Below are 23,929 nucleotides of genomic sequence, written 5' to 3'. Positions count from 1 at the left end.
TACCTTCTATATTACACGATCCTAACAACGTTGCGCAAAATAGTGCTTCCCTTAATACCTGATTATGCTATAATTATGAAATTTGAAATAAAAAGATGGGGGTAATTCGTCGCTATGTCACCTGTAACAAACGGTTCAACGTATTCCAATAAACCAAAGGACTATAAAGCCATTACGCTTGCGGTCATTTTTCTGGTCATTGCCGTGGCCGGACTCTCCTATGTCAAATGGTGGCCCTATTATCACAAGGCATTTAAGGCTGCTGCCGAGCATTCTATTGGTTCTTCCATTATGACCGGCAAGGAAGCCACGGCTCCCGCACCTTCGCTGCAAGCTGCTTTGGATTATGCAGCCGCGTATTTCAAATCCGTATGGAAAGCCGCTGTGCTCGGTATTCTGCTCGGTTCGCTTGTGCAGGTCCTTATCCCGTCCAAGTGGCTGCTGCGGGTTCTGGGAAAGGCTAACTTCAAGAGTACAGCGATCGCTGGACTTGCTTCTCTACCCGGCATGATGTGCTCATGCTGTGCCGCACCGATAGCCGTCGGCCTGCGCAAGAAAAACGTATCGGTAGGCGCCGCGCTTGCGTTCTGGATTGGCAATCCCGTCTTGAACCCGGCAACGCTCATTTTCATGACCTTTGTATTATCTTGGAAGTTCACACTGATGCGAATCGTATTTGGACTGATTCTCACGTTTGGTGTCAGCTATCTGGCCAATAAATTCGCCGGGAACACGCAGGTTCCCGATACGCTGGCCAAGCCAGTCGTGGAAGCTTCCGCGCCGCAAGGCCCGTTGCTGGTCCGCTGGGCCGCCGCCGCCGTTAGAATGCTGCTGGCCGTTGTTCCGGCCTATATCATTACGGTTCTGCTGCTGGGAGCTGCACGGGCATGGATGTTCCCTTCCCTGGGAACCGGAATTGCCAGTGGTATTCTCGCCGTTCTGGTCTTCGCCATCGCCGGCACCCTGTTTGTCATTCCGACGGCTGCGGAAATTCCGATTATCGGAACCTTTCTTTCCTTCGGATTCGGCGCGGGCGTTGCCGGAGCGCTGCTCGTGACTCTGCCGGCCATCAGCCTGCCTTCGCTGCTTATGGTTTACCGCTCCTTTCCGCGCCGGGTTGTATGGTTTGTCTTCATCTCCGTCGTAGCAGCCGGTATTCTCGGAGGCGCTGTAGGCGCGGCAGTGCTGTAACAGATTCGGATTTATAGATAAATAATCCTTAAGCAAAAACTCCCATCTGCTGATGCCAGCGGACCGGGAGTTTTTTAGTAATATTAGATGAGATCAGTCCTTCCGCCATCGCTGCACCATCTCATGGAAGCCAGGCACATCCAGTCCATCTACGGAAAAAGCTTTGCGCAGAAGATCTTGGGGAATCCATTCGTCGTATTTCCCGAGGTATGGGGCTTCGCCCGGCGCCAGCAGAGCAAGCGGGTCGAGCCCGCCGGAGCTTGCTTCCATGATGGAAGCCTCCAGCCAGTCGGCGTCCGCCTTTCCAGCGACGACCATGTAATACGGCTCCATCGGCACTACCGAGCGCAGGCCTAGCGGACGCGTCAGCTGATGCTTCAGCAGCCGCTCCAGCGTGCGGAATGTCCGGCTGCCCGCCCAGGGCAAAATGAACAGCGAGTCCCCTCCTGCCGGAAGCACGGAGCGCTGAAGCAGCCCGCTCTCCCGCGCCAGCCGCCGTGCCCGTTCGAGCCGGGCCGCCGCTCTCGGCGCGAGATACGGGTACAGGGCCGAATCGCCAAGAATTTCCCGGATTTTGGTCATAATCCGGGTATGCACGTCGCCGCCCGCGCCAAGCCACAACGTATCGACTTTGCCGCGTGATGACTTCACATACACCGCCTTGTGGCGGTTGTCGACCTCTTCCACCTTCCACAGCTTGCCAGCCAGCGTGAAGCAGTAACCCGGCGGTGGCACGGTCGTAATTGAGCCGATTTCTTCCGTGCCGTTATATACGACATGCTCCTCATCGTCCTTGAAGACAGCCAGAAAGCGGAAATTGTTTACGATTTTCTCTCCTCCAAGTCCGATCAATAGACTGCCTTCGTCCATTTGCTTAATCTGACCCAGTCCAAGCTGGTAAGCCATAAAGGCATCATAATCATCTTCGCTGAACCCTTTAAAAGAAGGGAGGGAGAGAACGGCATCGCGGAGATCCTCCGGCTCAGCCTCGCCCATGCTCTTGAGGATGCTCATCGTCTGATGGTACAGCAGCCCGACCGGCATTTGCCGGACCGATAGAGGCTCGACCCATCTCTCCCGCACATACAGCTCAATAACGGCGATTGCCCGGAGCAGGGTCCAGGGCATGCGCGCCGGCAGCTGCGCTTCTTCGTCTTCTTCCTCCGGCGTGACGAACATCATCTCCGCGGCGGCGTCGCCCCGCCGGCCCGAACGGCCCAGCCGCTGCACAAAGCTGGAGCAGCTGTAAGGCGCCCCGAGCTGCATGACCCGCTCCAGCTCGCCAAGATCGATGCCCAGCTCCAGCGTGAGCGTCGCTGCGGCGACCGCCGCACCGGGGCCCTCGCGGAGCGCGGCCTCCGCCTCCTCCCGCAGCATCGCGGAAATACTGCCGTGGTGGACGTGGAACACGTCCGGTTCCTGGCGCTTCGCCGCGATGCGCCTCATTTCAAGGATCGCCGTTTCCGCATCGGTACGGCTGTTGGTGAAGATAAGCGCTTTTTTGAGCCTGGTATGGTCGTAAATATAGTCATAATACGCCTTGCGGGCAAGCTCCAGCTGCTCGGACTGCTTCTCGTCCCTGGCATCGGGAAAAGAAAAATGCTCGATGCTTAAGCGCAGCTTCCTTCCGCCCTGCGGCGCGGATACCTGCACCTGCTCCCGCGTCCCTGCGGCAAGCCAGCGCGTGGCGGTGTCATAATCGCTGAGCGTGGCCGAAAGCCCGATTCGGCGCGGCGAACAGCCCGCCATGCGGGAGATTCTTGTCAGGAGGCTGAGCACCTGGATTCCCCGGTCGGCGCCCATAAAGGCATGCACTTCGTCGATAATGATAAAGCGCAGATCACCGAACAGCGCCGGAATGGCATTCGGACGGTTCATCAGCAGGCCTTCCAGCGACTCGGGGGTAATCTGAAGCACACCGGAGGGATTCTTCATCAGCTTCGTCTTCTCGGCCTGCGGCACATCGCCATGCCAATGCCATACAGGAATGCCGCCTTCCAGCAGCAGGTCGTTCAACCGGGCAAATTGGTCGTTGATCAGCGCCTTGAGCGGGGCGATATATAGTATCCCTACCGAAGAAGAGGGTTTCTCGTAAAGTTCCGTCAGCGCAGGGAAAAAAGCCGCCTCCGTCTTACCGGATGCGGTTCCCGATGCAATCAGCAGATGATCCGGCGATTCCAGCAGCACCCGGCAGGCGTCCACCTGCGCTTCGCGCAGCGTCTCCCAGCGGTTTTTGTAAATAAACTCTTTGATAAACGGCGCCAACCGATAGAACGGATTGTCGCTCATAGCTCAAACTCCGCCAGCAGATCGTCCATCGATGGGTCCTTGCCTTTATCGGACTTTCCGGTCCGTTCTCCAACGAGGCTCGCAAAGGAGGCTTCCGGATTGCCGTGCAGCGTATGCAGCAAATCCATGAAATCGCGCACGAGCTCACGGGGCGTCAACAGTTCTTCCGCTCCGAGTCTCGACGAGGCTTCCTCCATAAAATGCACAAGCTGTTCATCGGTCAACGCGGACGGATAGCCGTAATGCAGCGCATGGATATCCCTCAGCCTTTGCAGCAGAACGAGAATTTCTTCGGAAGACAGCATCTCGAGCGGAATGATCGGCCCTGAAAAATTGCCCGGAGCAGCGAATCCGTACCGGCCAGCCACAAGTCTGGACCGCAGCGCCTCGTAGCTAAACAGTCCGCGCCGGTGATCCTCGACAAACTGCGGCGTTCCGCCGAGAAATATCCCGAGATGCTCCGCCTTACCCTGCATCGTGTCATTGAACATGGTCAGCAGCTTCTCATAGTTGCTCTGCCTTGACACGCTGTTCGTAATTTTATACAGATTGACGCCTTCATCGATGAACAGCAGCAGCCCCTTGTAGCCAATGGCTGCGGAAAATTCCGCCCACAGCTTCATATAGTCGTACCAGTTGTCGTCATCGATAATGACGCCGACGCCCAGCGCCTTGCGGGATTCCGTGCGTGTGGCGAATTCGCCGCGAAGCCAGCGCAGCGCGTCCTGCTTAAGGTCTTCGTCTCCAAGCTTGTGGCCGTTCCAGTAAGCCGCCAGCACCTTGGCGAAGTCGAAGCCGTGTACAAGACTGCGCATATCCGATGCGACGGCATAAATTTCCTTCTCGACTTCGGCGGCAAAAGCCGTATTCCCGGGGTCTATCCCCTGTTCCTGCATAATCTTCTGCTGAAGAGAAGAAATCCATTTTTGCAGAATAGCTTCCAGCGCTCCGCCGTCCGGGCGGGTTCGGGTGGACAAGTGGCTCAACAGCTCCTTATAAGTAGCCAGTCCCTGTCCTTTGGTGCCGACCAGTCTCCGCTCGGGAGACAGATCCGCGTCGGCAACTGCGAAGCCGCGGTCCATCGCGTAATTGCGGATCATCTGCAGCAGAAAGCTTTTGCCGCTGCCGTATTTGCCCGTAATGAGTTTGAAGGCTGCGCCTCCTTCGGCAATGTTGTCAAGATCGCACAGAATCGATTCGATCTCCGCGCGGCGGCCGACGGCGACATGCTCCAGCCCGATGCGGGGAACAACGCCTGCCGTAAGGGAATTGACCAGTGCCGTTGTCATTCTTCTAGGTATTTTAAGTTCGTTCATTTCAGGTCTCACCTCTTAAAAAAGTGCAGCATGGATGCATATTCGGGCGAGAGCTCTTCGCCGTCGATTAGCAGGTCGCCAAGCAGATCCATAGCGATTTCGTTAATTTCGTCAATCAGCAGGTCGGGCAGCGCCGCGTGAGCAGCGGCCAGTCTGTGCAGCGCATCCGGGCCTTCCGGTCCGGACAGAGCCAGCACAGCTTCAAGCTGCAAAGGACTAAGCGCCTCGGCCAATGCTTCCCATTCGTTTCTAGCCCCGCTCTCTGATGCCTGAAGCTCCTCCGCCGGCTCCTGCTTTTTCGGAATCCACGCCTCCACAGTTGACAGGTCTGTCACAGACCAATCAACGGAGGGCTTCTCCTCTGCCGGTTCTTCCACCGTCAGCAGTTGACGGACGACATTCGAGTCGCTTTGCAGCTGTTCCAGCCTGTCCCTGTCAATAACAATATCCGGCCCTTTCTCTTCCCGTTCCGCCTTGCGGAATTCCCGTTCTAGGAATTTGCTGACAAGCTCCTCGATGTCTTTGTCTATGGTTATCCCCTTTAGGCGGCCCCGAAAGTCCATCAGCGCGCGGAGCTTATTCTCCGTAAGCCGAAACAGACGGGTAACCAGGCTCCGCAGCGGCGGGGATTTGCTGATGCGGATGACAGGAACGAGGATGGAATAACCGTACAGGGAAATATCGTAGACGGCACTGCGGAATAAGTAGCGCTCCCTTGTCACCGGAGGGTCCGGGGGGAACATTTCAAGCAGCGAAGTACCGTGCTTGCGCTTTACATAAGCATCGACTAGGGCCACTACCTTCGGAACAAAGCGTTCCAATGTTTCATTCCCCGGACCCGCGTAGAACTTCGATTTGGTTATATCATAGTCCGACATCAGCGACAGTGCGGGCAAAGTCAGCTGCTCCGGCGTAGACGTAAGGCAGCGCGCCAGCTCCAGTTCCGCCAAGTCTCCGCCCAGACCTTTGGCCCGGACGACAATTTCCCGCAGCGGAATATTCAATTCGTGGATAAAGGAGAAATCCGCAATCCAGCCCCCTAGATAGTGATCCAGACGTTTGAAGGTGCCGCGGTACGCTTCCCATAATCCGGATAGCTGTTCATAGCCGTTCAGCGGCGTATCCCAGCCGACACCATTGATCAGCTCATATACATGCAGAAAAATATAAGACAGATCGGTTTCGGGATAACGGCCGTGACGTACTTCATTCCGCCAATAAAAGTACCATTTAGTCTGCGGACCGGTCATGTGCCCATAGGTTGGCCAGTAGCTCTTGAACTTGACGAAATCAGCCGACGCCTCGGTATAATTGGCCAGCTCTCTAGCACGCTCTACGAACTGGCTTTCCGTCGTAGCCGGCCGGGAGACGGAAGCCGGTTCGTCATCCCTGGCGGGATCGGTAGACGGATACGTCGGAAGTTCCGTTACAGACCGATTCATCCGAGATGAAGTCTCCCGGCCGGCCATGGGCTGCTCCTTCCGGGATTCCATCGCCGATGCAATATGATTCCGATCCTCATATGACTGTATCTCTTTACGGGGGGCGCCCCCTTTTGAATGTACAGTCTCGACTCTTCGGGGCACAGCCGCGCCTATGCGACCGTCATGCTTCCCTTCCCTGCGACCTGGAAGCTCCAAATCCCACAGCTTCAGCTGCTCAGGCCTCTCGGTCAGATTCCGGCTTTTTTCCGCCAAGCTCCGATTCTTGTCCCTTTCAGCCGCTCGTTTCGCTTCCTCCGCCCGAACGTCTTCGCGCGAAGGCACCGCCATATTTTTTTCATCGCCTTCCCAGGTTAGCTCCGAGAAATGCGGCTTGTTGTCATAGCTCATCGATCCATCCCGCTCCATTGCCGGCAGTACAAGAACCGCCCATTTAGTTCCTCCCATTATATCATGAATTATATGATATGATTCCTACTATGGGAACATTTATTCGGATTATAATTAGTAGCAGAAATAAATTAAGACAAATATGGGAGTGAATAATATGGAAAAAACCAAAATCCACAGAAACATTGCGAAGTTGAAGAGCATCGATCTGTTTTATTTGGATACCAAAACCGATGGGCCAACGATTCTTTGTCTTCATGGAAGATGGGGAAGAGCTGAAACCTGGGTTGATTTTATGGAGCATTATGGGCAGCAATACAGAATCATCGCACCGGATCAAAGAGGACACGGATTGAGCAGTAAACCTATTTCGAAATATACGGCTGAAGAAATGGCTGAGGACATAACTGAACTATTAGTTTTTTTAAAGATAGATTCGGTCATTTTAGTAGGCCATTCGATGGGTGGACGAGTAGCTGGATATTTAACGGCGTTATATCCTAAGTTCGTAAAAGCATTAGCAATACTTGACAGATCCGCATCCGGACCAGCCAAATCAAACCTACCGCCGTTAGATCAAATCCCAACCATAGACCCTTTGACGAAGGATTGGCCATTACCATTTTCCAGCTTAACTGAAGCCCAAGATTTTATTCGGCAAGCCATGGATTCGAATTTGAGCTATCAATATTTCATGAATAGTTTGGTCGAAACGGTAGACGGATATCAGATGATGTTTAGTTCTCAGGCTATGGCTGCCGGTATTGCGTATGATGTAAATTGGTTCCATCTATTACCGAGCATAAAGTGTCCGGTGTTATTAATCAGAGCAAAGGACAATGATGCAGTATCTGACGAAGATTTTGTTAAAATGCAATCTCTAATCCCCAATTGCCTTGCCCATGAAGTGTCGCATCCCGACCACAATGTTCATTTAGCAAACAAAGAAGAATTTTATGGATACTTCGATGAATTATTGAAAAAAACATGAGTTTTACTGCCCTGCTATAAAAATTACATCAGTTCGGTACCTTTCGTTTCCCTGCCAAGAAACAGTACGGCTGCGGCGCCTACGATAATCGTAGCGAAGAACAGCAGGAAAATGGACGAAATGCCGACGGAATGTCCAACAAGCACACCGACAAGCAATGGAGCGATAATGCCGCCGATCCGGCCAAAAGACGCGGCCATTCCGACACCCGTCGAGCGGACAGCCGTCGGATACAGCTCCGGAGTATAGGCGTACATTCCGCCCCATGCGCCCAGATTGAAGAACGACAGGCAGATTCCTGCGGCGATCAGCATCCCCTCGGATGAGGCGAAGCCGAACCAGGCCGCGCTGACGGCGGTACAGAACAGGTACACGACGAGCACGAATTTCCGCCCGAACTTCTCAATGAAATAGGCGGCGGTAAAATAACCGGGAAGCTGTGCCAGCGTTATGATCAGCGTGTATTCAAAGCTCCTTACAAGGCTGAAGCCTTTCAGCACCATCACCGGCGGCAGCCATAAGAACATTCCGTAGTAGGAGAAGACAACCGTAAACCACAGTATCCAGAGCATAACGGTTGACTTGCGGTGATCCGCCGACCATACCGAAGCGAACCGCTCCTTGAACGGAACGGGCGCCCTGCGGATTCCTGCAAACCGGGGAGAATCGTCGATGGCCCGCCGCAGATAAAGGGCATAAAGCACAGGAACCGCCCCGATAACGAGAGCAAGCCGCCAGCCGTACGATGGAATAACGAAATAAGCGATCAGCGCGGAAGCAATCCAGCCCAGCGCCCAGAAGCTTTCGAGCAGAACGACCGCGCGCCCTCTCTCGGCGGGCTCTACGCTCTCGGATACGAGCGTAGACGCGACAGGCAGTTCCCCGCCAAGCCCGAAACCTGCGATGAAACGCAGCACGCATAGTATGGCAAACCCTGCGGCCAGTGCCGACAACCCGGTGGCTGCTGAGAAGATGACCAGCGTCCAGAGCAAAATATTTTTCCGTCCGTATCTGTCGGCCAGTATGCCCGCAGCCGCCGCTCCCGCTGCCATTCCAAGCGAGTTGATGCTGGTCAGCAGGCCAATTTGTTCCGATTTAAGACTCCACTCCTTGGCAAGCGCCGCGACGACAAAAGAAATCATGCCTACGTCCATGGCGTCGAACATCCAGCTCAGGCCCGCGCTGAAGAGCAGCTTGCGCTGCTTCGGTTTTTTTAGCAATGTATTTGCTCCCATGCTAACATCCCCCTCTGTTCCCTCTTCGTAATTGTATATAATCTTCCCTATTTGGATTGAAACCCGTCATTTAATAGCAGCACTAGAAATCCAAAAACAGGGAGGCATTGAAATACTGCTTGGCCAACGTCTGAAAATAACAGGCTTGAACCGAGACCGCAGCGACTAGAAGCGAGTTTCGCACGGTTTCCCTTTGAGGACGGTTCAGGTGGGACAGCCGGTTTACAGCCGTCTCGGCGGCCTGGGCCAATCTTTCTCTCCCCCAGGGCTTGTCCTGTTGAAGTTCGGCGCTGTCCCTGTTCTCTTCAAACAATAAGGCATAAGCGCCGTACAATTGAACAGGCACAAGCAGATCGTCATCGTCCCGTTCCGGCTTCAGGAACAGCATGCGGAAGAGCCGGTTAATACTCCGGAAGTCGAGCGATGATTTCAGATCCTCGATCATAAACAGCATAGCCGCCTGGTTGATCGAATACTTTTTCCCCTCAAGCGGCGCGCCCAGATATTCTTTGAAATCTCGTTTCACCCAGTTCTGCATAGCGGTAATGGAAATTGTGGAATACTCTATTAGCGCTCCGAGCGCGGCAATTTCCTGGAGGGACAGACCTTTTGCCTTCCCGCCTTTAATTATTTTTTGCAAAATCACAGGAATATTTGTGGACAAGAACGCGTTAAGTGAAGACCCCTCTCTCATCTCCCGTTGATGAAGCTTTGTCCACGCTTCCTGCAAAATATGCAGCGGAGTGTGACCGGACGTTCCGGTAAGCGAAAGCAGAAGCGAGGACATCTCCACGCGGGTCAATGTAAAAGATTCCATAGCAGTCAGCCCTCCTTTAATCATGGACTTCATAGTTTAATGCAGGAGATTTGAAATATAACCGAAAAGTTCGTAAAATAAGTTCATATGAACTCATAATTTGAGTATAACCTATTTTACGAAGGAAAGGGATGGTACCGATTATATGGGTATAGGACTTAGTTTGACGTTGGTGGCAGTTTTGATTGTTTTTACCGCTTTTTTTGTAGCTACGGAATTTGCAATTGTGCGACTACGGGGAAGCCGGATCAGCCAAATGGTGCTTGAAGGACGTAAAAATGCGGTTGCCGTTCAAAAGGTTTCCGCTAATCTGGACGGATATCTGTCCGCCTGCCAGCTCGGCATCACCATTACTGCCCTGGGCATCGGTGCTCTTGCGGAGCCCGCTTTTGACCAACTGCTCTATCCGTTCTTCCACTGGGCCGGCATCGGCAGCGAATTAAGCCATGTCCTGTCATTCGTGCTTGCTTTCTTTATTGCGACATTTCTGCATGTCGTTATCGGCGAACTCGCACCGAAGACCGCAGCCATCAACAAAGCCGAAGAAATCAGTCTGCTGACCGCCAAACCGATTATTTTGTTCTATCGTATCCTGTTTCCTTTAATCTGGCTGCTTAACGGCTCTGCCAATCTTCTGGTTCGCCTGTTCGGGATGAAGCCGGCCAGCGAGCATGAAGAGGCGCACTCTGAGGAAGAAATCCGACTGATTTTGTCCGAGAGCTATGAGAGCGGCAAGATTAACAAAGCTGAATACGGGTATGTAAACCGCATTTTTGCTTTTGATGAAATGCTGGCCCGTGAAATCATGGTTCCGCGTACCGATATGGTTTGCCTTTATACCAATAATTCGCTGCAAGAGAACCTGGATATTATCCGTAAAGAGCAGTATACCCGCTTTCCGGTAGCGGATGGCAATAAGGACAATATCGTCGGGATGATCAATACAAAGCAATGGTATCTCAAATATGACAATAATCCCGCTTTCAATTTCAAAGACCTTATTCATCCTGTCATGACCGTTTCCGAGGTTACACCTGTTAAGACGCTTCTGACGCGCATGCAGAGGGAACAAGTTCATATCGCTCTCCTGCTTGATGAATACGGCGGAACCTCCGGACTGATTACGATTGAGGACATTCTGGAAGAGATCGTGGGCGAGATTCGGGATGAATTTGACGCAGATGAACGCAAAAATGTGGAAAAGCTCGGTGAATCCCATTACTTGGTGGACGGCAAAGTGTCACTTCCCGAGGTTCGCAAACTAACCGGCCTGGATCTTGACGATGACGAAGTGACCACGATCGGCGGATGGCTGTACAGCCATCTCGAAGAGCCTGCTGTCGGCAAAGAAATCGCTCAGGGGCATAGCAAGCTTATCGTTCGTGAAATGAACCGTCACCGCATCCGCAAGGTGGAAATCGCGATCCGGTCAAATCACGAGCAGACGATGGAGGAATCCCTCACATAAAAAGTCGGATCTGAGTTCTAATCATACAATGACAAATGCGGCCCGTTCTCATGTGTAGAGCGGGCCGCTTCGTATTATCGGGTAATCGGGTCCTATGTATTCTCCTGTGCGGCGCCGCCGATAATTTTGCTCATATAGAGTTCATCCACCCAAGCGCCGTTTACCTTAAGCGACTTCACTTTGGTCCCCTCGGCGGTAAAGCCGCATTTGGTGTACAAAGCAATGGCCCGGTTGTTATGCTTCATAACAGTAAGCTCCAGCCGAACGAGACCGCGCTCTTCAGCCCAGGCTATAAGCCCCCGCAGCAGTCCGCTGCCCACACCCATTCCCTGATACCGCTTCAGCAGCCCCATTACGAGATAAGCGCTATGACGGTTGCGGTTTACAGTGCCTCCTCTAGCTAAGACAAAGCCAGCCAGCTGTCCGTCCACCTCAGCTCCAATCAGATTGGATGTCTTGGACTGGGCAAATCCATCGATCATTTCCTGAACCTGCCGCAAGTCGGTTTGCCGCTCCCCAGGTTCCAATAGCATAAAGTCTGTTTCTTTATCCAGGCTATGCTGCAGACGAAGAAGCTCCTCGGCATCGCCGGGAACCAGCTCTCTGAAAGTTACTTCCACCAGTGTACACTTCCCATCGTTTGATCATCTATTATTTAGAGATATTTCTTAAAAAGCTTGCTTCCTTCCCCATCATAGCCAAGCGCGGCGTAAAAGAGATGCGCTTCCTCTCTTCGGGAGGCGCTGGACAGCATGATTTTGAGTGCGCCGCGTTCGGTGGCTGTCTGCTCTGCATATCTCATTAAAGCCGCGCCACAGCCTTTTCCCTGCATGTCAGGAGACACGATCACCCTTTCCACAACAGCGAAAGGGCGGCAGCCGCTGAGCGCATCCATACAGATATGCAGATGCACCGTACCAATGATCCGATTATCTTCTTCGCATACGAACAAGAAGCTGTCCGGATTCACCGCTATCTGGTTTATCCGATCGGGCAATACTTCAATACCCGGATGATCCGGAAGCAGGAGACGGTACAACGTCTCGACCCCGCAGGCGTCCTCCGGTACGGCTTCCCTGATGATGAAGCTTTTTTTTATCAAAATAGACCTCCTAGCTGCGACAGATCATCAGCACATTACCGTCCGGGTCTCTAAAATTGAACCAATGATCATGCTCAATATCGGTCAGTATCTCGGCTCCGCTCTGCTTCACAAAATCGTAAGCGGCGTCAATATCGTTGGTATTCAGGTGAAATAATGGTGTGTTCAGCACGCTTTCCATCGTGAAAATTTTGCTGTCAAGCACAATGGCAGGACCATCCATCGGGATCACGAACAAATGTCCGAACAATATTTCATCGTCAAGCGGTAAACCTAGAAGACGGCAATACCATTCTTTTGACCTCTCAATATCGCTGACCGGAACAAAAACAGCACCGATTTTGTTCAGGATGGGACTGTTCACCGTCATTACCCCCTTTGAAAGATGGGAATTGGAGATTCCTAAAGTTACTTTCGATATAATAATGTCATTTCCTGCCGATTGCTTAGGGGAACCGCATAATATTATGATATAATTTGTCACAATGCATGGACCAAACATTGATACCGGGAGAATGACTTATGGCCAATTTATCCTACGGCGGGCTGCGTCTGACTCCGCCCAAAATTCTTGCACTCGGCTTTATTCTGCTAATCGGCACAGGTACCGTGCTGCTGTCTCTTCCCATTTCATCGGCGAACGGCCGTATTTCGTGGATCGACGCGCTGTTTATGGCGACCTCCGCTACATGCGTGACCGGGCTGGCCGTTATCGATACCGGCACGGGACTTACGACCTTCGGCCAGATTGTGCTTCTCGTGCTATTCCAGTTCGGGGGTCTTGGCTTCGTAACGATGGCGACGCTGGTTACGCTTGTGCTCAATAGGCGGATATCACTTAAAGAGCGGCTTTTGCTGCAGGAGTCGATGAACCAGAACTCCATGCAGGGGATCGTCCTCCTCATTCGCCGGGTTCTGATTTATTCGCTTGTAATTCAGCTTGCCGGAGCGTCCGTACTGGCGCTGAGATTTCTTAAGGACATGTCGGCAGGCAAAGCAATATACTACGGGATATTCCATAGCATTTCCATTTTTAATAATGCCGGCTTCGACCTCTTTGGCGATGTACACGGACCGTTCAGCGGTTTGACGCGGTATGCGGAAGATCCGGTGGTAAATATCACGGCTATATTGCTCATTTTTCTGGGCGGCATTGGCTTTATCGTATTGTCCGATGTGATCGATTTCCGCAAACGGAGAAGGCTTACCCTGCACTCCAAAGTGGTTCTGTCGACCTCGCTTATTCTGATCGCTGCCGGCGCGGGATTATTTTTCTGGCTGGAGATCTATCATACGCTGAAGCCGCTGCATCCCGGCGGAAAGGTTATGGCTTCTATTTTACAAGCTATTACTCCCCGTTCCGGCGGGGTCACGACTATTGATATATATAAGCTTAGAGAATCCACTCAATTCCTGATTATTCTGCTGATGTTCATCGGCGCGGCCCCGGGCTCGACCGGCGGGGGGATCAAGCTGACGACATTCGCCCTGCTCATCGCCGCCGTATACTCGCGTATTCGCGGCAAAGAGGATGTTGTTCTGTTCCGGCATCGTCTGTCCAAGGAGAACGTCTACCGTGCCATAACCATGACGCTGCTCTCTCTGCTCCTTGTGGTTACCGCAACGATGCTCCTGTCCATTACCGAGAAAGCCGATTTCCTTGCGGTCATGTTCGAGGCGGTATCCGCGTTTGGAACCTCCGGGCTTACAATGGGGCTGACAACGGAACTTACGACCATCGGGAAAATTCTCATCATTATTCTGATGTTCATGGGACGGACCGGACCGCTGACGCTGGCATATGCCCTTAGGCCGACCAAAGGCAAGGAACTGTACCGCCATCCCGAAGGGCATCTTATGATCGGATAGTAAATACGGACGGCGGGCGAACCGCCGTTCTTTCTTTTGCGTGCCCGCTTAATTCAACCCTGAATCCTCCGCGTCCAAAGCCGCATCCAGCAATTGATCGAACAGCTCGTCATCTTCCTCCAGCTTAGCATCCAGCTCCAGGAACTGTTCCTCGCTGCCGGGCTCACCTGCAAAGCTCAGGCTGTAATCCCATTCTTTGCCCCTTTTGCTGTAGAATGTAATTTCATAGGGGGCAGAGTGGCCCTCCAGGGTGAATACGGTCCTCCCCACATAGTTTCCTTCCTCATCGCGGCGCATGGCCGCTTCCGTAACGACTACGCTCATGCAGCTTCCTTCCTTTCATTAGTTCAGGGAATCCCCAGCCATCTTTGGCGAGAGCTTCGAAATTCTCTTTCAGTATATCATTGTTGCCCGCCCAAAGCCCGCATTACAGCCCTGATTGACTTTTTTCATCCGGCGGTTAATAATTTATTACAATACTCGATAAGCTTAATTTGGAAATAGATGGAGGATACGTTATGACTGATTTTGAAGCAAAACTCTCCAAATACGCTGACCTGGCCGTGAAAATAGGCGTAAATGTGCAGCCGGGGCAGGCGTTGGTCGTAAATTCGCCCATAACCGCTGCGGAGTTCGTTCGTTTGATTGCGGCCAAGGCGTATGAGGCCGGCGCCAGCCAGGTCAAAGTGAACTGGAGCGACGAACGCATTACCCGTCTGCAATTCGAGCATGCCGCGCCGGAGGTATTCTCCAAAGCGCCGACCTGGTATGCCGGTGAGATTACCGAATTTGCCGAGAACGGTGCGGCTGTATTGTCGGTCATCGCTGAAGATCCGGATGCGCTGAAAGGGATTGACCCGCTGCGGATTGCCGAATATCAGAAGACCCGTGGAGCCGCCTTGTCCAAATACCGTGATTTTATCATGTCGGACAAAATCAGCTGGAGCATCGTCGCCATTCCTTCGCAGGCCTGGGCCGACAAGGTGTTTCCGGACGTTCCTGCTGAAGAACGGGTGAACAAGCTGTGGGAGGCGATATTCCATACCGTGCGTCTGGACCGTGAAGACCCCGTAGCGTCCTGGCAGGAGCATCTGAACACGCTGGAAGAGAAGGCGGCCGTACTGAATGCCAAGAAATACAAAAAGCTTCATTATGTCGCTCCGGGCACGGACCTGACCATCGAGCTGCCGGAAGGCCATTTATGGGCGCAAGGGGACAGCATTAACGCGAATGGCCACACCTTCGTCGCCAATATGCCTACAGAAGAAGTGTTCACAGCACCGCTGAAGACCGGCGTCAACGGGACTGTCCGCAGCACGAAACCGCTGAGCCATGCTGGGAATATTATCGACGGCTTCTCGCTCACCTTCGAGAACGGAAGGATTGTCGGATTATCGGCCGAGAAGGGACAGGAAACGCTGGAGCATTTGATCAACTTGGACGAAGGCGCCAAATATTTGGGCGAAGTGGCTCTGGTCCCCCATCACTCCCCTATTTCAGAATCTAATATTTTATATTACAACACTTTATTTGACGAAAATGCTTCGAACCATCTCGCGATCGGTACCGCGTACGCGTTCTGTCTGGAAGGCGGCAAGAGCATGACGAAAGAACAGCTTGAAGAGCGCGGCCTCAACACAAGTGTTACGCATGTCGATTTCATGATCGGCTCTGCAGAGATGAATATATTCGGCATCACAAATGACGGCACGGAAGAACCGGTATTTCTGAACGGGAATTGGGCGTTTTAATTGAGGAGGGTCGGGATTTGGATTTTAAGCAAAAGCTGGAGAATTACGCGCTGCTTGCCGTAAAGGTCGGCGTCAACATACAACCCGGACAGACCCTTGTCGTCAATGCGGACATTGCATCGGCCGAACTGGTCCGCCTGGTCGTCCGCAAAGCTTACGAAGCGGGCGCCAAGCTGGTCAAGGTCAATTATTCGGATGAAGTCGTGACGCGGACACGCTACGACCTGGCACCGGAGGTATCCTTCTCGGAGCCTCCGAAGTGGTTCGCGGATGAGATGGAGGATCTTGCGCAGAACAACGCTTGCTTCCTAACCATTATTTCGACTGATCCGGATCTGCTGAATGGCGTTGATCCGGGTCGGATCAGGGCATACCAGCTGGTGTCGGCGGAAGTGATGGCAAGCTATCGTCAGCTGCTGATGAGCAATCATGCAAGCTGGAGCGGAGTCGCCTATCCTTCGGCCTCCTGGGCCGCCAAAGTATTTCCGGATGCGCCGGAGGAAGAGCGGATTCATCTATTGTGGGACGCGATTTTCCGCGCGGTCCGCGCGGATGTGGAGAACCCGCTTGAAGCATGGCAGCTGCACCTAGACGGGCTGAAGCGCCGCTGCGACAAGCTGAATGAGCGTAAGTACCGCAAGCTGCATTACACCGCACCGGGCACCGACTTGACCGTCGAGCTGCCTGAGGGGCATATTTGGTGCCAGGCCGGCGCGGTGAACGCAAAGGGTGTTCCTTTTCTGGCCAATATACCGACGGAGGAAGTATTCTCGGTTCCGCATCGGGATGGGACGAACGGTACAGTCAGCAGCACCAAGCCTCTCAGCTATGCTGGAAACATTATCGACCGCTTTACCCTGACCTTTAAGGATGGCAGGGTAACGGACTACACTGCGGAAGTCGGGCAGGATAAGCTGGATGCGCTCCTATCTATGGATGAAGGAGCGGTTTCACTTGGCGAAGTGGCGCTGGTGCCCCACCGGTCTCCGATTTCGGCAAGCGGCATTCTCTATTACACCACCTTGTTTGACGAGAATGCCTCCTGCCATCTTGCGCTCGGAGGCTCGTACGCCTTCACTTTGGAGGGCGGCACGGCGCTTACGAAGGAGCAGCTCGCCGAGCGCGGAATGAATCAGAGTCTCATTCACGTCGATTTCATGATGGGTTCACCTGAGATGAACATTGACGGCATTACGGAGGACGGCACTGTCGAGCCAATCTTCCGGAATGGCGGATGGGCGTAAAATAGCTCTGTAATGTGTGCTTTAGCCTCTATGATTTGACGCTTTCGTATAAAACGGGCACAGCCCGGTTCTTCCTCCAAAGAGAGCAGGAACCGGGCTATTTGCGCGCCTGCATGATCAGAAAATGAGGATTCTTCATCAGGCGCTCATTCAATCGGTCAAAATTTGTTCAATTTATAGACACAAATTTGTTGATTTTAGTTCACAAAGATGTCACAATAGTGATGAGGAAATTACAATTACAAGGAGGTGATTCCAATGATGAAAGATCCGCATTCGAGTGAAGTCGAACGGGTTGAAGTCGATGAACAAGATGTCGATCCAATCTACGAAAATCGCGTTAAAGCCGCCAATGCGGTCAAATATACCGCTTATATCATGCTGTTCCTGGGTTTCCTGTACTTTTTGGTTGCTTTTATTCTCCCGATGTTTGAATGACTTCCCTTCAACCCCACCAGCCATTTCGAAAACGCTTACGGCTAATCCCGGATCTCCTTTACGGAGCGGAGAAACAGCCGTTTTATTTTGTCTAGTTTTATTTTGTTTTGGCCCATAATTTTTGAATCCATGCCGTCGCTTCCGGCGACCAGACCGGCTCGATCCGGGCATTCAGCCAGGCAATGGCTTCTTCCTTGTCCCCTGCGAACGGTTCCATTCCGCTCTCCCGCATCCAGTGCGCGGCTGTTTCGAACGATGTGCTGTTCCAGCCGTTTTTGTCGCCATCGGCATTAAGCCGAGCGCGGACGCCGGAAATGACGATATCCACAGAGCCTTGCAGCTCGTTTAAGGCATTGTCAAAGGCGGTCTTCTTCTCCTTGGCTTTCATTTCTGCTTCTGATCGAAGCTGACGCGTCTCAATGCCCTCTTTTCCCTCAATGATCTCCAGCACCGTCAGCGCTTCTCTGCCGGACAAGCCGCGGTCATATCGTTCTTTCAGCGTAAGGGAACTTCCCAATGCGGCAGGAAAATAGGGGAACCATTCCCTTGCGACCAGCACCGCCTTTTTCTTCAGAAATTTTCCGTATGCCGCTTTGCCTTCTCCCGGAAACCGGACCCGCCACTGCCACGGATCAAGCTCCGTGTCCGTATGCCAATCCTCTTCTCTCGTCAGTCCCTTAAGCGAAGGATGCTCCGGAATAAGCGGGGCAAGCGGCAGTATTCCGATATTTGTAACAAGTTCAGCGGCATCATCAAAAGTAAAAGGCGCTCCCGCTTTTGCTTCATGTAACATCATTGCCATCTCCTTAGGTTCGTCTTTGTTTACTCTCTGAAGCGGTCAATGCCCGCCAGAAAAGCATGAATGGTAGCGGACAGGCTGACGCTTACGTCAAGCGGAATGCCGAAGCCCCCCTTTTGCTCCAGAGAGGCGAAGCCATGTAAAATACTGCGAAGTCCTCTTACGGCATGCAGTTCACCTTGCTCACTCAGCTTGTAGGGCGCAAGTACACTGATAATCAGCTTCAGCACACGTCCCCCTTCTTCGTTAAGTTCGGCGTTATCCGCATCCGGAGCTTCAAGAGTCATCTCATACAGCCCAGGATGCTGTTTGGCAAATTCGGCATAGCTCTTCCCCATCGCGAGCACGGCTTCGCTGCCGCTTAATCCCTGCGATGCTGATGACATCGCCTCATAGAGCTGCTTCAGACCGTATACCGCGAGCAGCGCACGCAGCCCCGCTTGTCCGTCAATGTGATTATACAACGAAGGGGGGCGTACTCCCAGCCTGGCGGCAAGTGCGGCCAGCGTTACCCCCTCCATTCCATGCTCGTCGGCAATTTGCGCAGCCTCTATTACAATTTTATTGCGGTCCAGGCCCGCTCTTGGCGACATGATTCATTCCCCGTTTCTCTTGTGAAATGTGTAGTTCAGCTTTGGCAATAGCGGCGCGCAGCCGTTCACCGGGCTGTTTAAGCAAATTACCATGTCCCACCGCCAGGAGCGAGGGATTCAGCTTCTCAATTTTTACAGCGCTCTCCAGTGCGGCTTCTTTATTCCACGTTGCCATCGCCGGAAAAGGGAATAGCGGCACGACCACACCGGTAACAGCAACGCTGCGGAAAGTCTGCATCGCATCACCTGCGATAACGGCCCCGTTCCGGCGGTCAAAGAAGGACATCGAGCCTGGAGTATGCCCCGGTGTGGAAATAGCCGTCAACGAACCGATCTCGTCGCCATCACTAATCAAATGATCGGGAATGCTGGTTACGTTCTTGGGAACTCCGCCGCGGATCGGAGTTTCCGGCTCGCCTTCCCGCAATGTACGGTCACCGCGCAGCAGCGCCGCATCCCTCTCGGATATATATAGGCTCACCTGAGGCAGACGCTTCTTCAAAGCATCTACAGCCCCGACATGATCGTCATGCGCATGGGTGAGCACGATTCGAGCGAGCGGCTTGCGAAGCGATTCGGCGGTGCGAAGAATGCCTTTCAGACTGAAGGGCATACCTGCATCAATCAAAGTCAGGTCATTTTCTTCCTCTACAATATAGCAGTTTACCGGAAACAGACGCGGCATCCAAGTTAGTTGAAGCATTTGACCGTTACGCGTAACTCTCATATGATCGCCCCCAAAACTAATGGTATTAGTTACAGTTTAAACTAATGCTATTAGTAAAGCAACTGTTTTTCGCCTTCTGCTCCGTAATTTTCTTTAAAAGCAAAAACACCGGAATCAACCACCTCTTTGAAGGGCTAATTCTGGTGTCCGGATTAACAATGCATGTTTACTCTACGTTACCGTTCTCTGGATAATAATCGGCCATCTGAAGCAGGCTGGCGGCATCCGTACGAGGACGGCTGTCCGGGACAATTTCCAAGATAACCGGCATGCAGCATCACGACGATTTTCTCACCTGGCTTCACGCCGACTTTACTGCGGAAATCTAGAGCATGAATAGGGGTTCACTTCTAGAAAATGAAAAAACACCGCCCTCCCGGACAGTGTTCTTCGCATCAGCCGAAACGGCCCATAATATATTCCTGAGTCATCGTATTTTCCGGATTTGTAAATACTTTTTCCGTCATTCCGTATTCAATCAGCTGGCCGAGGTAAAAATAAGCTGTAAAATCGGAAATCCGCGCCGCCTGCTGCATATTATGGGTAACAATAACGATACGCAGCTGCTCTTTCAATTCTTTAATGAGTTCTTCGACCTTTCCGGTGGAAACCGGGTCAAGCGCCGATGCAGGCTCGTCGAGCAGCAAAATTTGTGGATTAACCGACAGCGCCCGCGCAATACATAGCCGCTGCTGCTGCCCGCCGGAGAGCGCCAGGGCGGAATCCTTCAGGCGGTCCTTTACCTCGTCCCACAATGCAGCGCGGCGCAGACTGCTTTCCACAATTTCATCCAGCGCTTTTTTTCCTTTGACGCCATGGTATTTCGGACCAAAGGCGATATTTTCGTAGATCGATTTATAAAAAGGGTTCGGTTTCTGCCAGACCATACCGATCTTTTGCCGAAGCTTAATTACATCCGTGCCCGGAGAGTTGATATCCACTCCGTCGATCCAGATGCTTCCTTTGCTGGTCGATCCGGAAATCTCGTCATTCATCCGGTTCAGCGACCGCAAAAAGGTTGATTTGCCGCAGCCGGAAGGTCCGATCAATGCCGTAACCGACTTCTCGGGAAACGGCAGGCTGATGCCTTTTACAGCTTCATATGTGCCGTAGTATATACTTAAATTCTCAGTCCGGAAATCCCTTTCTGTCTTCGCTGCCTGCAAAATATGAGGTGCAGTAAGTGTCGCTTCCATATTTTTTTCTCCTCCTGATTAATTCATTCTTCGCGATGCTGTCAATTTCCGGTAGATCAATCGGCCAAAATAGCGGGCGACCAGATTAAAGATCAGAACCGTGATAACCAAAACAGCCGACGCTCCGGCGGCAATCTCCGCCGCATCGGGCGCGAGCCCTTCGCTGTTAATCTTCCAGATATGCACAGCCAGCGTCTCGGCCGGGCGGAACGGATTCAGCGGTGAAGACGGACTCAGCGGATTCCAGTTGCCGAAGTCCAGACGAGGGCTGCTCATCCCCGCCGTGAACATCAGGGCGGCGGCTTCACCAAATACCCGGCCAGCGGATAGGATGGTTCCCGTGATAATTGGGGGAAGCGCTACAGGGAACAGAACCGTTGTGACTATTTTCCATTTAGACAGCCCGAGCGCGAACCCGGCTTCCTTCTGCTGAGCGGGTACGCTGCGGAACGCCTGCTCAGTAATCCGCACCATCAGCGGCAGGTTGAATACGGTCAGGGCCAGCGCCCCCGAAACCAGTGAGAAGCCGAGTCCGAAAATGTTAACGATCAGCAGCAGACCGAACAAACCGACGACGATCGACGGGAAGGAAGACAGAACCTCAACAATCAGGCGGATAAAGCTGGTGATTTTTCCCGGACGCGCATACTCCGCCATATAGATGCCTGCACCTAGTCCAAGCGGCACAGTGATCAGCAGCGTCAGGACAAGCAGGAACAACGAGTTAAACAGCTGCGGGCCTACACCGCCGCCCGCGCGTATTTTTTGCGGAGCCGATGTTAGAAAATCCCAGCTGATATGGCTTATTCCCCGAAATAAAATGTATCCAAGCAGACCGGCCAGAACGGCGACGATCAACAGAGCCAAAGTTACAATAACAAAGGTGGCGATCTTGTCGGCTGTTTTTGCTTTCATTAGATCGACCTCCTTTTCTCCAGCATACGGACAATGAACACGAATAGGAACGTCATCAGCATGAGAACAAGCGCCATACTCCATAGTGCATTATTTTGCGGAGAACCCATTGTAGTGTTACCCATACCCAGCGTAATGACGCTAGTCAGCGTAGACGCTGATTCAAACAATGATGTGGGAATAAATGGAGCATTCCCGATAACCATCTGGACCGCAAGCGCTTCGCCGAAGGCGCGGGCCATGCCCAGCACAACGCCGGTCATAATGGCGGGAAGCGTGGTCGGGATTATAACGCGGGCGATTGTCTGCCAGCGGGTTGCTCCAAGCGCAAACGATGATTCCTTCAGATTCTGCGGGAGCGCAGACAGCGCGTCCGCTGCCACGCTGGTAATCGTTGGCAAGATCATAACAGACAGGACGAGCGCGCCGGCGGCAACGCCAATGCCTTGCCCAGGGAATACATTCCGCAGGAATGGCACGATAACGCTGAGTCCCACAAAGCCGTAAACAACGGAAGGAATACCCGACAGCAATTCGATAACCGGCTGCAGCAGCTTTTTGCCCCATCCCGGTACGATTTCGGTCATGAACAGTGCGGCGCAAATACTTAATGGACTAGCGATCAGTGCAGCCAAGAGGGTCGTGATAAAAGATCCCGCGATAAACGGCAGCGCCCCAAAAGATGGATGATCCCCTTCGGGAGACCAAGTAGTGCCGAAAAAGAAATCCGAAAGGCTTACCTTGTCGATTGCAAATGTTGAAATCCCTTTAGACGTCACAAAATACACCATGGATACTATGGAGACAATCAACAGAAGCACACAAAAGGACATGTAGGAGCGTCCGATAAGGTCTTCAATATGATGTTTTTCGATACGCGATTTGCTGCTCTGCACTCGCATAGTTTCGTTGTTCTGCACTCGAATTTATGTCCCTTCTCTTTAAAGTGAAAAGAGAGGCAGAAGAATTCCGCCTCCGATTCTATGAAACTTGTTGCTTTAATTATCTAATTACTTGTTCGTTACAGTGCCTTCGACATCGCGGGAAACTTGCATCTTCGAGGCTGGGATGTAGCCAAGCTCGGTTACATCGCCGTTTTGGACTTCATCGGTCAGGAAGTAGTCCAGGAATGCTTTAACCGTTTCATTCGGTTCACCGTTCGTGTACATATGCTCATATGCCCAGATCGGATATTTTCCACTGATTACGTTATCCACGGAAGGCTCAACGCTGTCGTAATTCAAGGTTTTAACCGTATCGTCAAGGTAGGACAGAGCCAGATACCCGATCGCTCCCGGCGTTTCGCCGATCATTTTCTTAACTGTACCCGAGGAATCCTCTTGGATGGAGCCCTGCAGGTCTTCCGTCTTCGTGCCGAGCGCAAATTTCTCGAATGTAGCGCGTGTTCCGGAGCTTGCCGGACGGTTAATAATCTGAATCTTCTGATCCGCTCCGCCTACGTCTTTCCAGTTCGTGATTTTGCCGGTAAAAATATCAATCAGCTGCTGTTTAGTCAGATTGTCAACTCCAGCATCCGGATGGGCAACGGCCGCAATCGCGACAACCGCCACTTGATGATCGACGAGTGCTTTTGCTTTTTCCGCGTCCGCATCTTTCAGCTTCTCTTCCGCGAACACGTCGGAGTTGCCGATATCAACTTGTTTCTCAGCTACCTGTGTAAGACCCGTACCACTGCCGCCGCCTTGTACTTGAATATCTACGCCGGCATTCGTTTCCATGAATTTCTCCGCTACCTGTTCCACCAGCGGCTGAAGAGCCGTAGAGCCGGAAGCAAGAATCGAACCGCTGAGTTCTGCGCCGCTTGTCTCTGTAGGCGCGTTGCTGGCTCCCGTATTTCCCTCGTTAGCCGCCGTGTTATTTCCCCCGTTATTTCCGCAAGCCGAAAGTGCAAGGACACTCGTTAAAGCAAGTGCCATGATCCAGGATTTTTTAGAGCGCATTATTGTTTGTCTCCTCCTACAGTTAGTGTTAATAATTAGGCTCGTTCGCCCTGACATATTAATTGTAAAATCCCTTCGTTAGTTAAACCGCCTACTTATGTAAAATGAACGATAAAAAAGAAAATAGAATGTGTATAGTGATATAGAATTAATCTATAATATAAAGAGAAAGTTAGTGGATATTGTCAAATCGGA

The 23,929-nt window shown here is 52.4% G+C and carries 23 protein-coding genes; 7 read left to right on the top strand and 16 right to left on the bottom strand.

Annotated features, from left to right (window positions below; translation table 11 throughout):
* Positions 1 to 114: 114 nt before the first annotated feature.
* Entirely contained in the window at positions 115 to 1,191 is a 1,077-nt protein-coding gene (locus tag KP014_RS17010; protein WP_090833964.1) for a permease, read from the top strand.
* A 93-nt stretch (positions 1,192 to 1,284) separates the two neighbouring features.
* Here KP014_RS17010 and KP014_RS17005 read toward each other — a convergent pair whose 3' ends face one another.
* From KP014_RS17005 to KP014_RS16995, 3 genes are read right to left on the bottom strand one after another with little or no spacing between them, the layout of a single operon-like run.
* Positions 1,285 to 3,480 (bottom strand): DEAD/DEAH box helicase, encoded by a 2,196-nt coding sequence (locus KP014_RS17005; RefSeq protein WP_090833963.1) that lies wholly within the window; start codon positions 3,478 to 3,480, stop codon positions 1,285 to 1,287.
* Entirely contained in the window at positions 3,477 to 4,796 is a 1,320-nt protein-coding gene (locus KP014_RS17000; protein WP_036588780.1) for an ATP-binding protein, read from the bottom strand. Before KP014_RS17000 ends, KP014_RS17005 begins: the two co-directional genes overlap by 4 nt.
* Positions 4,797 to 4,804: 8 nt before the next feature.
* Positions 4,805 to 6,685, bottom strand: coding sequence for a TerB N-terminal domain-containing protein (locus KP014_RS16995; protein WP_090833962.1), 1,881 nt, complete (start codon positions 6,683 to 6,685; stop codon positions 4,805 to 4,807).
* 100 nt (positions 6,686 to 6,785) lie between these two features.
* Between KP014_RS16995 and KP014_RS16990 the strand changes: the two genes are divergently transcribed.
* The gene (locus KP014_RS16990; protein WP_036603751.1) at positions 6,786 to 7,619 is read left to right on the top strand and encodes an alpha/beta fold hydrolase; all 834 of its coding nucleotides are present in this window, start codon (positions 6,786 to 6,788) and stop codon (positions 7,617 to 7,619) included.
* Positions 7,620 to 7,642: 23 nt separating this feature from the next.
* Here KP014_RS16990 and KP014_RS16985 read toward each other — a convergent pair whose 3' ends face one another.
* Together KP014_RS16985 and KP014_RS16980 are read right to left on the bottom strand one after the other, a co-directional pair.
* Positions 7,643 to 8,854 carry an MFS transporter gene (locus KP014_RS16985; protein ID WP_090833961.1) on the bottom strand — a complete coding sequence of 404 codons (1,212 nt, stop codon included), beginning with the start codon at positions 8,852 to 8,854 and terminating at the stop codon, positions 7,643 to 7,645.
* Between the two features lie 82 nt (positions 8,855 to 8,936).
* On the bottom strand, positions 8,937 to 9,671 hold the full coding sequence (locus KP014_RS16980) for a DUF1836 domain-containing protein (RefSeq protein ID WP_036603747.1): 735 nt from the start codon (positions 9,669 to 9,671) through the stop codon (positions 8,937 to 8,939).
* A 145-nt stretch (positions 9,672 to 9,816) separates the two neighbouring features.
* Between KP014_RS16980 and KP014_RS16975 the strand changes: the two genes are divergently transcribed.
* Complete coding sequence (locus KP014_RS16975; RefSeq protein ID WP_036603744.1) at positions 9,817 to 11,139, top strand: hemolysin family protein; 1,323 nt, start codon at positions 9,817 to 9,819, stop codon at positions 11,137 to 11,139.
* 92 nt (positions 11,140 to 11,231) lie between these two features.
* Here KP014_RS16975 and KP014_RS16970 read toward each other — a convergent pair whose 3' ends face one another.
* From KP014_RS16970 to KP014_RS16960, 3 genes are read right to left on the bottom strand one after another with little or no spacing between them, the layout of a single operon-like run.
* Positions 11,232 to 11,759 (bottom strand): GNAT family N-acetyltransferase, encoded by a 528-nt coding sequence (locus KP014_RS16970; protein WP_090833960.1) that lies wholly within the window; start codon positions 11,757 to 11,759, stop codon positions 11,232 to 11,234.
* 35 nt (positions 11,760 to 11,794) lie between these two features.
* Positions 11,795 to 12,241 (bottom strand): GNAT family N-acetyltransferase, encoded by a 447-nt coding sequence (locus KP014_RS16965; protein WP_246590522.1) that lies wholly within the window; start codon positions 12,239 to 12,241, stop codon positions 11,795 to 11,797.
* A 10-nt stretch (positions 12,242 to 12,251) separates the two neighbouring features.
* Complete coding sequence (locus KP014_RS16960) at positions 12,252 to 12,605, bottom strand: VOC family protein (protein ID WP_025694385.1); 354 nt, start codon at positions 12,603 to 12,605, stop codon at positions 12,252 to 12,254.
* Between the two features lie 158 nt (positions 12,606 to 12,763).
* Here KP014_RS16960 and KP014_RS16955 point away from each other — a divergent pair, with 158 nt between their 5' ends.
* A complete protein-coding gene (locus tag KP014_RS16955) occupies positions 12,764 to 14,110 on the top strand; it encodes a TrkH family potassium uptake protein (RefSeq protein WP_090833959.1) in 1,347 nt (448 codons plus the stop codon).
* A gap of 48 nt (positions 14,111 to 14,158) precedes the next feature.
* Here the strand turns inward: KP014_RS16955 and KP014_RS16950 are convergent, their stop codons facing one another.
* Positions 14,159 to 14,434 (bottom strand): hypothetical protein, encoded by a 276-nt coding sequence (locus KP014_RS16950; protein WP_036598371.1) that lies wholly within the window; start codon positions 14,432 to 14,434, stop codon positions 14,159 to 14,161.
* Positions 14,435 to 14,628: 194 nt separating this feature from the next.
* Between KP014_RS16950 and KP014_RS16945 the strand changes: the two genes are divergently transcribed.
* The 3 genes from KP014_RS16945 (at position 14,629) to KP014_RS16935 (ending at position 17,543) form a co-directional block, all read left to right on the top strand.
* Positions 14,629 to 15,861: an aminopeptidase gene (locus tag KP014_RS16945; protein ID WP_036598370.1), complete on the top strand. Its 1,233-nt coding sequence runs from the start codon at positions 14,629 to 14,631 to the stop codon at positions 15,859 to 15,861.
* A gap of 17 nt (positions 15,862 to 15,878) precedes the next feature.
* A complete protein-coding gene (locus tag KP014_RS16940) occupies positions 15,879 to 17,105 on the top strand; it encodes an aminopeptidase (RefSeq protein ID WP_036598369.1) in 1,227 nt (408 codons plus the stop codon).
* Positions 17,106 to 17,363: 258 nt separating this feature from the next.
* The gene (locus KP014_RS16935; RefSeq protein ID WP_036598366.1) at positions 17,364 to 17,543 is read left to right on the top strand and encodes a hypothetical protein; all 180 of its coding nucleotides are present in this window, start codon (positions 17,364 to 17,366) and stop codon (positions 17,541 to 17,543) included.
* Between the two features lie 97 nt (positions 17,544 to 17,640).
* On the opposite strand, the gene KP014_RS16930 is transcribed toward KP014_RS16935, so the two are convergent.
* The 7 genes from KP014_RS16930 to KP014_RS16900 all read right to left on the bottom strand — a co-directional run bounded on the left by KP014_RS16930 (position 17,641) and on the right by KP014_RS16900 (position 23,734).
* On the bottom strand, positions 17,641 to 18,339 hold the full coding sequence (locus KP014_RS16930) for an AlkZ-related protein (RefSeq protein WP_246590521.1): 699 nt from the start codon (positions 18,337 to 18,339) through the stop codon (positions 17,641 to 17,643).
* A 26-nt stretch (positions 18,340 to 18,365) separates the two neighbouring features.
* Positions 18,366 to 18,935 carry a TetR/AcrR family transcriptional regulator gene (locus KP014_RS16925; RefSeq protein ID WP_036598363.1) on the bottom strand — a complete coding sequence of 190 codons (570 nt, stop codon included), beginning with the start codon at positions 18,933 to 18,935 and terminating at the stop codon, positions 18,366 to 18,368.
* On the bottom strand, positions 18,904 to 19,662 hold the full coding sequence (locus KP014_RS16920) for an MBL fold metallo-hydrolase (protein ID WP_036598362.1): 759 nt from the start codon (positions 19,660 to 19,662) through the stop codon (positions 18,904 to 18,906). Before KP014_RS16920 ends, KP014_RS16925 begins: the two co-directional genes overlap by 32 nt.
* 395 nt (positions 19,663 to 20,057) lie before the next feature.
* Positions 20,058 to 20,858: a phosphate ABC transporter ATP-binding protein PstB gene (pstB, locus tag KP014_RS16915; RefSeq protein ID WP_090833958.1), complete on the bottom strand. Its 801-nt coding sequence runs from the start codon at positions 20,856 to 20,858 to the stop codon at positions 20,058 to 20,060.
* Positions 20,859 to 20,876: 18 nt separating this feature from the next.
* Positions 20,877 to 21,773 (bottom strand): phosphate ABC transporter permease PstA, encoded by an 897-nt coding sequence (gene pstA / locus KP014_RS16910; RefSeq protein ID WP_036605418.1) that lies wholly within the window; start codon positions 21,771 to 21,773, stop codon positions 20,877 to 20,879.
* Positions 21,773 to 22,675, bottom strand: a complete 903-nt coding sequence (gene pstC / locus KP014_RS16905) for a phosphate ABC transporter permease subunit PstC (protein WP_036605417.1) — start codon at positions 22,673 to 22,675, stop codon at positions 21,773 to 21,775. Before pstC ends, pstA begins: the two co-directional genes overlap by 1 nt.
* Positions 22,676 to 22,783: 108 nt before the next feature.
* Positions 22,784 to 23,734, bottom strand: coding sequence for a phosphate ABC transporter substrate-binding protein (locus KP014_RS16900; RefSeq protein ID WP_036605416.1), 951 nt, complete (start codon positions 23,732 to 23,734; stop codon positions 22,784 to 22,786).
* Between the last annotated feature and the right edge of the window lie 195 nt (positions 23,735 to 23,929).

Origin of the sequence: Paenibacillus sophorae (genome assembly GCF_018966525.1) — a bacterium.
Classification (GTDB): Bacteria; Bacillota; Bacilli; order Paenibacillales; family Paenibacillaceae; genus Paenibacillus_AQ; species Paenibacillus_AQ sophorae.
The sequence above is the reverse complement of the archived record's forward strand: the minus strand, read 5'-3'. Positions and strand labels throughout refer to the sequence as shown.

Coding starts and splice junctions, on each gene's coding strand:
- KP014_RS16925 (WP_036598363.1), bottom strand. CDS start 18,935: ATGTCGCCAAGAGCGGGCCTGGACCGCAATAAAATTGTAATAGAGGCT.
- KP014_RS16920 (WP_036598362.1), bottom strand. CDS start 19,662: ATGAGAGTTACGCGTAACGGTCAAATGCTTCAACTAACTTGGATGCCG.
- pstC (WP_036605417.1), bottom strand. CDS start 22,675: ATGCGAGTGCAGAGCAGCAAATCGCGTATCGAAAAACATCATATTGAA.
- KP014_RS16950 (WP_036598371.1), bottom strand. CDS start 14,434: ATGAGCGTAGTCGTTACGGAAGCGGCCATGCGCCGCGATGAGGAAGGA.
- KP014_RS16955 (WP_090833959.1), top strand. CDS start 12,764: ATGGCCAATTTATCCTACGGCGGGCTGCGTCTGACTCCGCCCAAAATT.
- KP014_RS16930 (WP_246590521.1), bottom strand. CDS start 18,339: ATGATGTTACATGAAGCAAAAGCGGGAGCGCCTTTTACTTTTGATGAT.
- KP014_RS16990 (WP_036603751.1), top strand. CDS start 6,786: ATGGAAAAAACCAAAATCCACAGAAACATTGCGAAGTTGAAGAGCATC.
- pstA (WP_036605418.1), bottom strand. CDS start 21,773: ATGAAAGCAAAAACAGCCGACAAGATCGCCACCTTTGTTATTGTAACT.
- KP014_RS17000 (WP_036588780.1), bottom strand. CDS start 4,796: ATGAACGAACTTAAAATACCTAGAAGAATGACAACGGCACTGGTCAAT.
- KP014_RS17010 (WP_090833964.1), top strand. CDS start 115: ATGTCACCTGTAACAAACGGTTCAACGTATTCCAATAAACCAAAGGAC.
- KP014_RS16935 (WP_036598366.1), top strand. CDS start 17,364: ATGATGAAAGATCCGCATTCGAGTGAAGTCGAACGGGTTGAAGTCGAT.
- KP014_RS16900 (WP_036605416.1), bottom strand. CDS start 23,734: ATGCGCTCTAAAAAATCCTGGATCATGGCACTTGCTTTAACGAGTGTC.
- KP014_RS16985 (WP_090833961.1), bottom strand. CDS start 8,854: ATGGGAGCAAATACATTGCTAAAAAAACCGAAGCAGCGCAAGCTGCTC.
- KP014_RS17005 (WP_090833963.1), bottom strand. CDS start 3,480: ATGAGCGACAATCCGTTCTATCGGTTGGCGCCGTTTATCAAAGAGTTT.
- KP014_RS16980 (WP_036603747.1), bottom strand. CDS start 9,671: ATGGAATCTTTTACATTGACCCGCGTGGAGATGTCCTCGCTTCTGCTT.
- KP014_RS16945 (WP_036598370.1), top strand. CDS start 14,629: ATGACTGATTTTGAAGCAAAACTCTCCAAATACGCTGACCTGGCCGTG.
- KP014_RS16995 (WP_090833962.1), bottom strand. CDS start 6,685: ATGGGAGGAACTAAATGGGCGGTTCTTGTACTGCCGGCAATGGAGCGG.
- KP014_RS16975 (WP_036603744.1), top strand. CDS start 9,817: ATGGGTATAGGACTTAGTTTGACGTTGGTGGCAGTTTTGATTGTTTTT.
- pstB (WP_090833958.1), bottom strand. CDS start 20,858: ATGGAAGCGACACTTACTGCACCTCATATTTTGCAGGCAGCGAAGACA.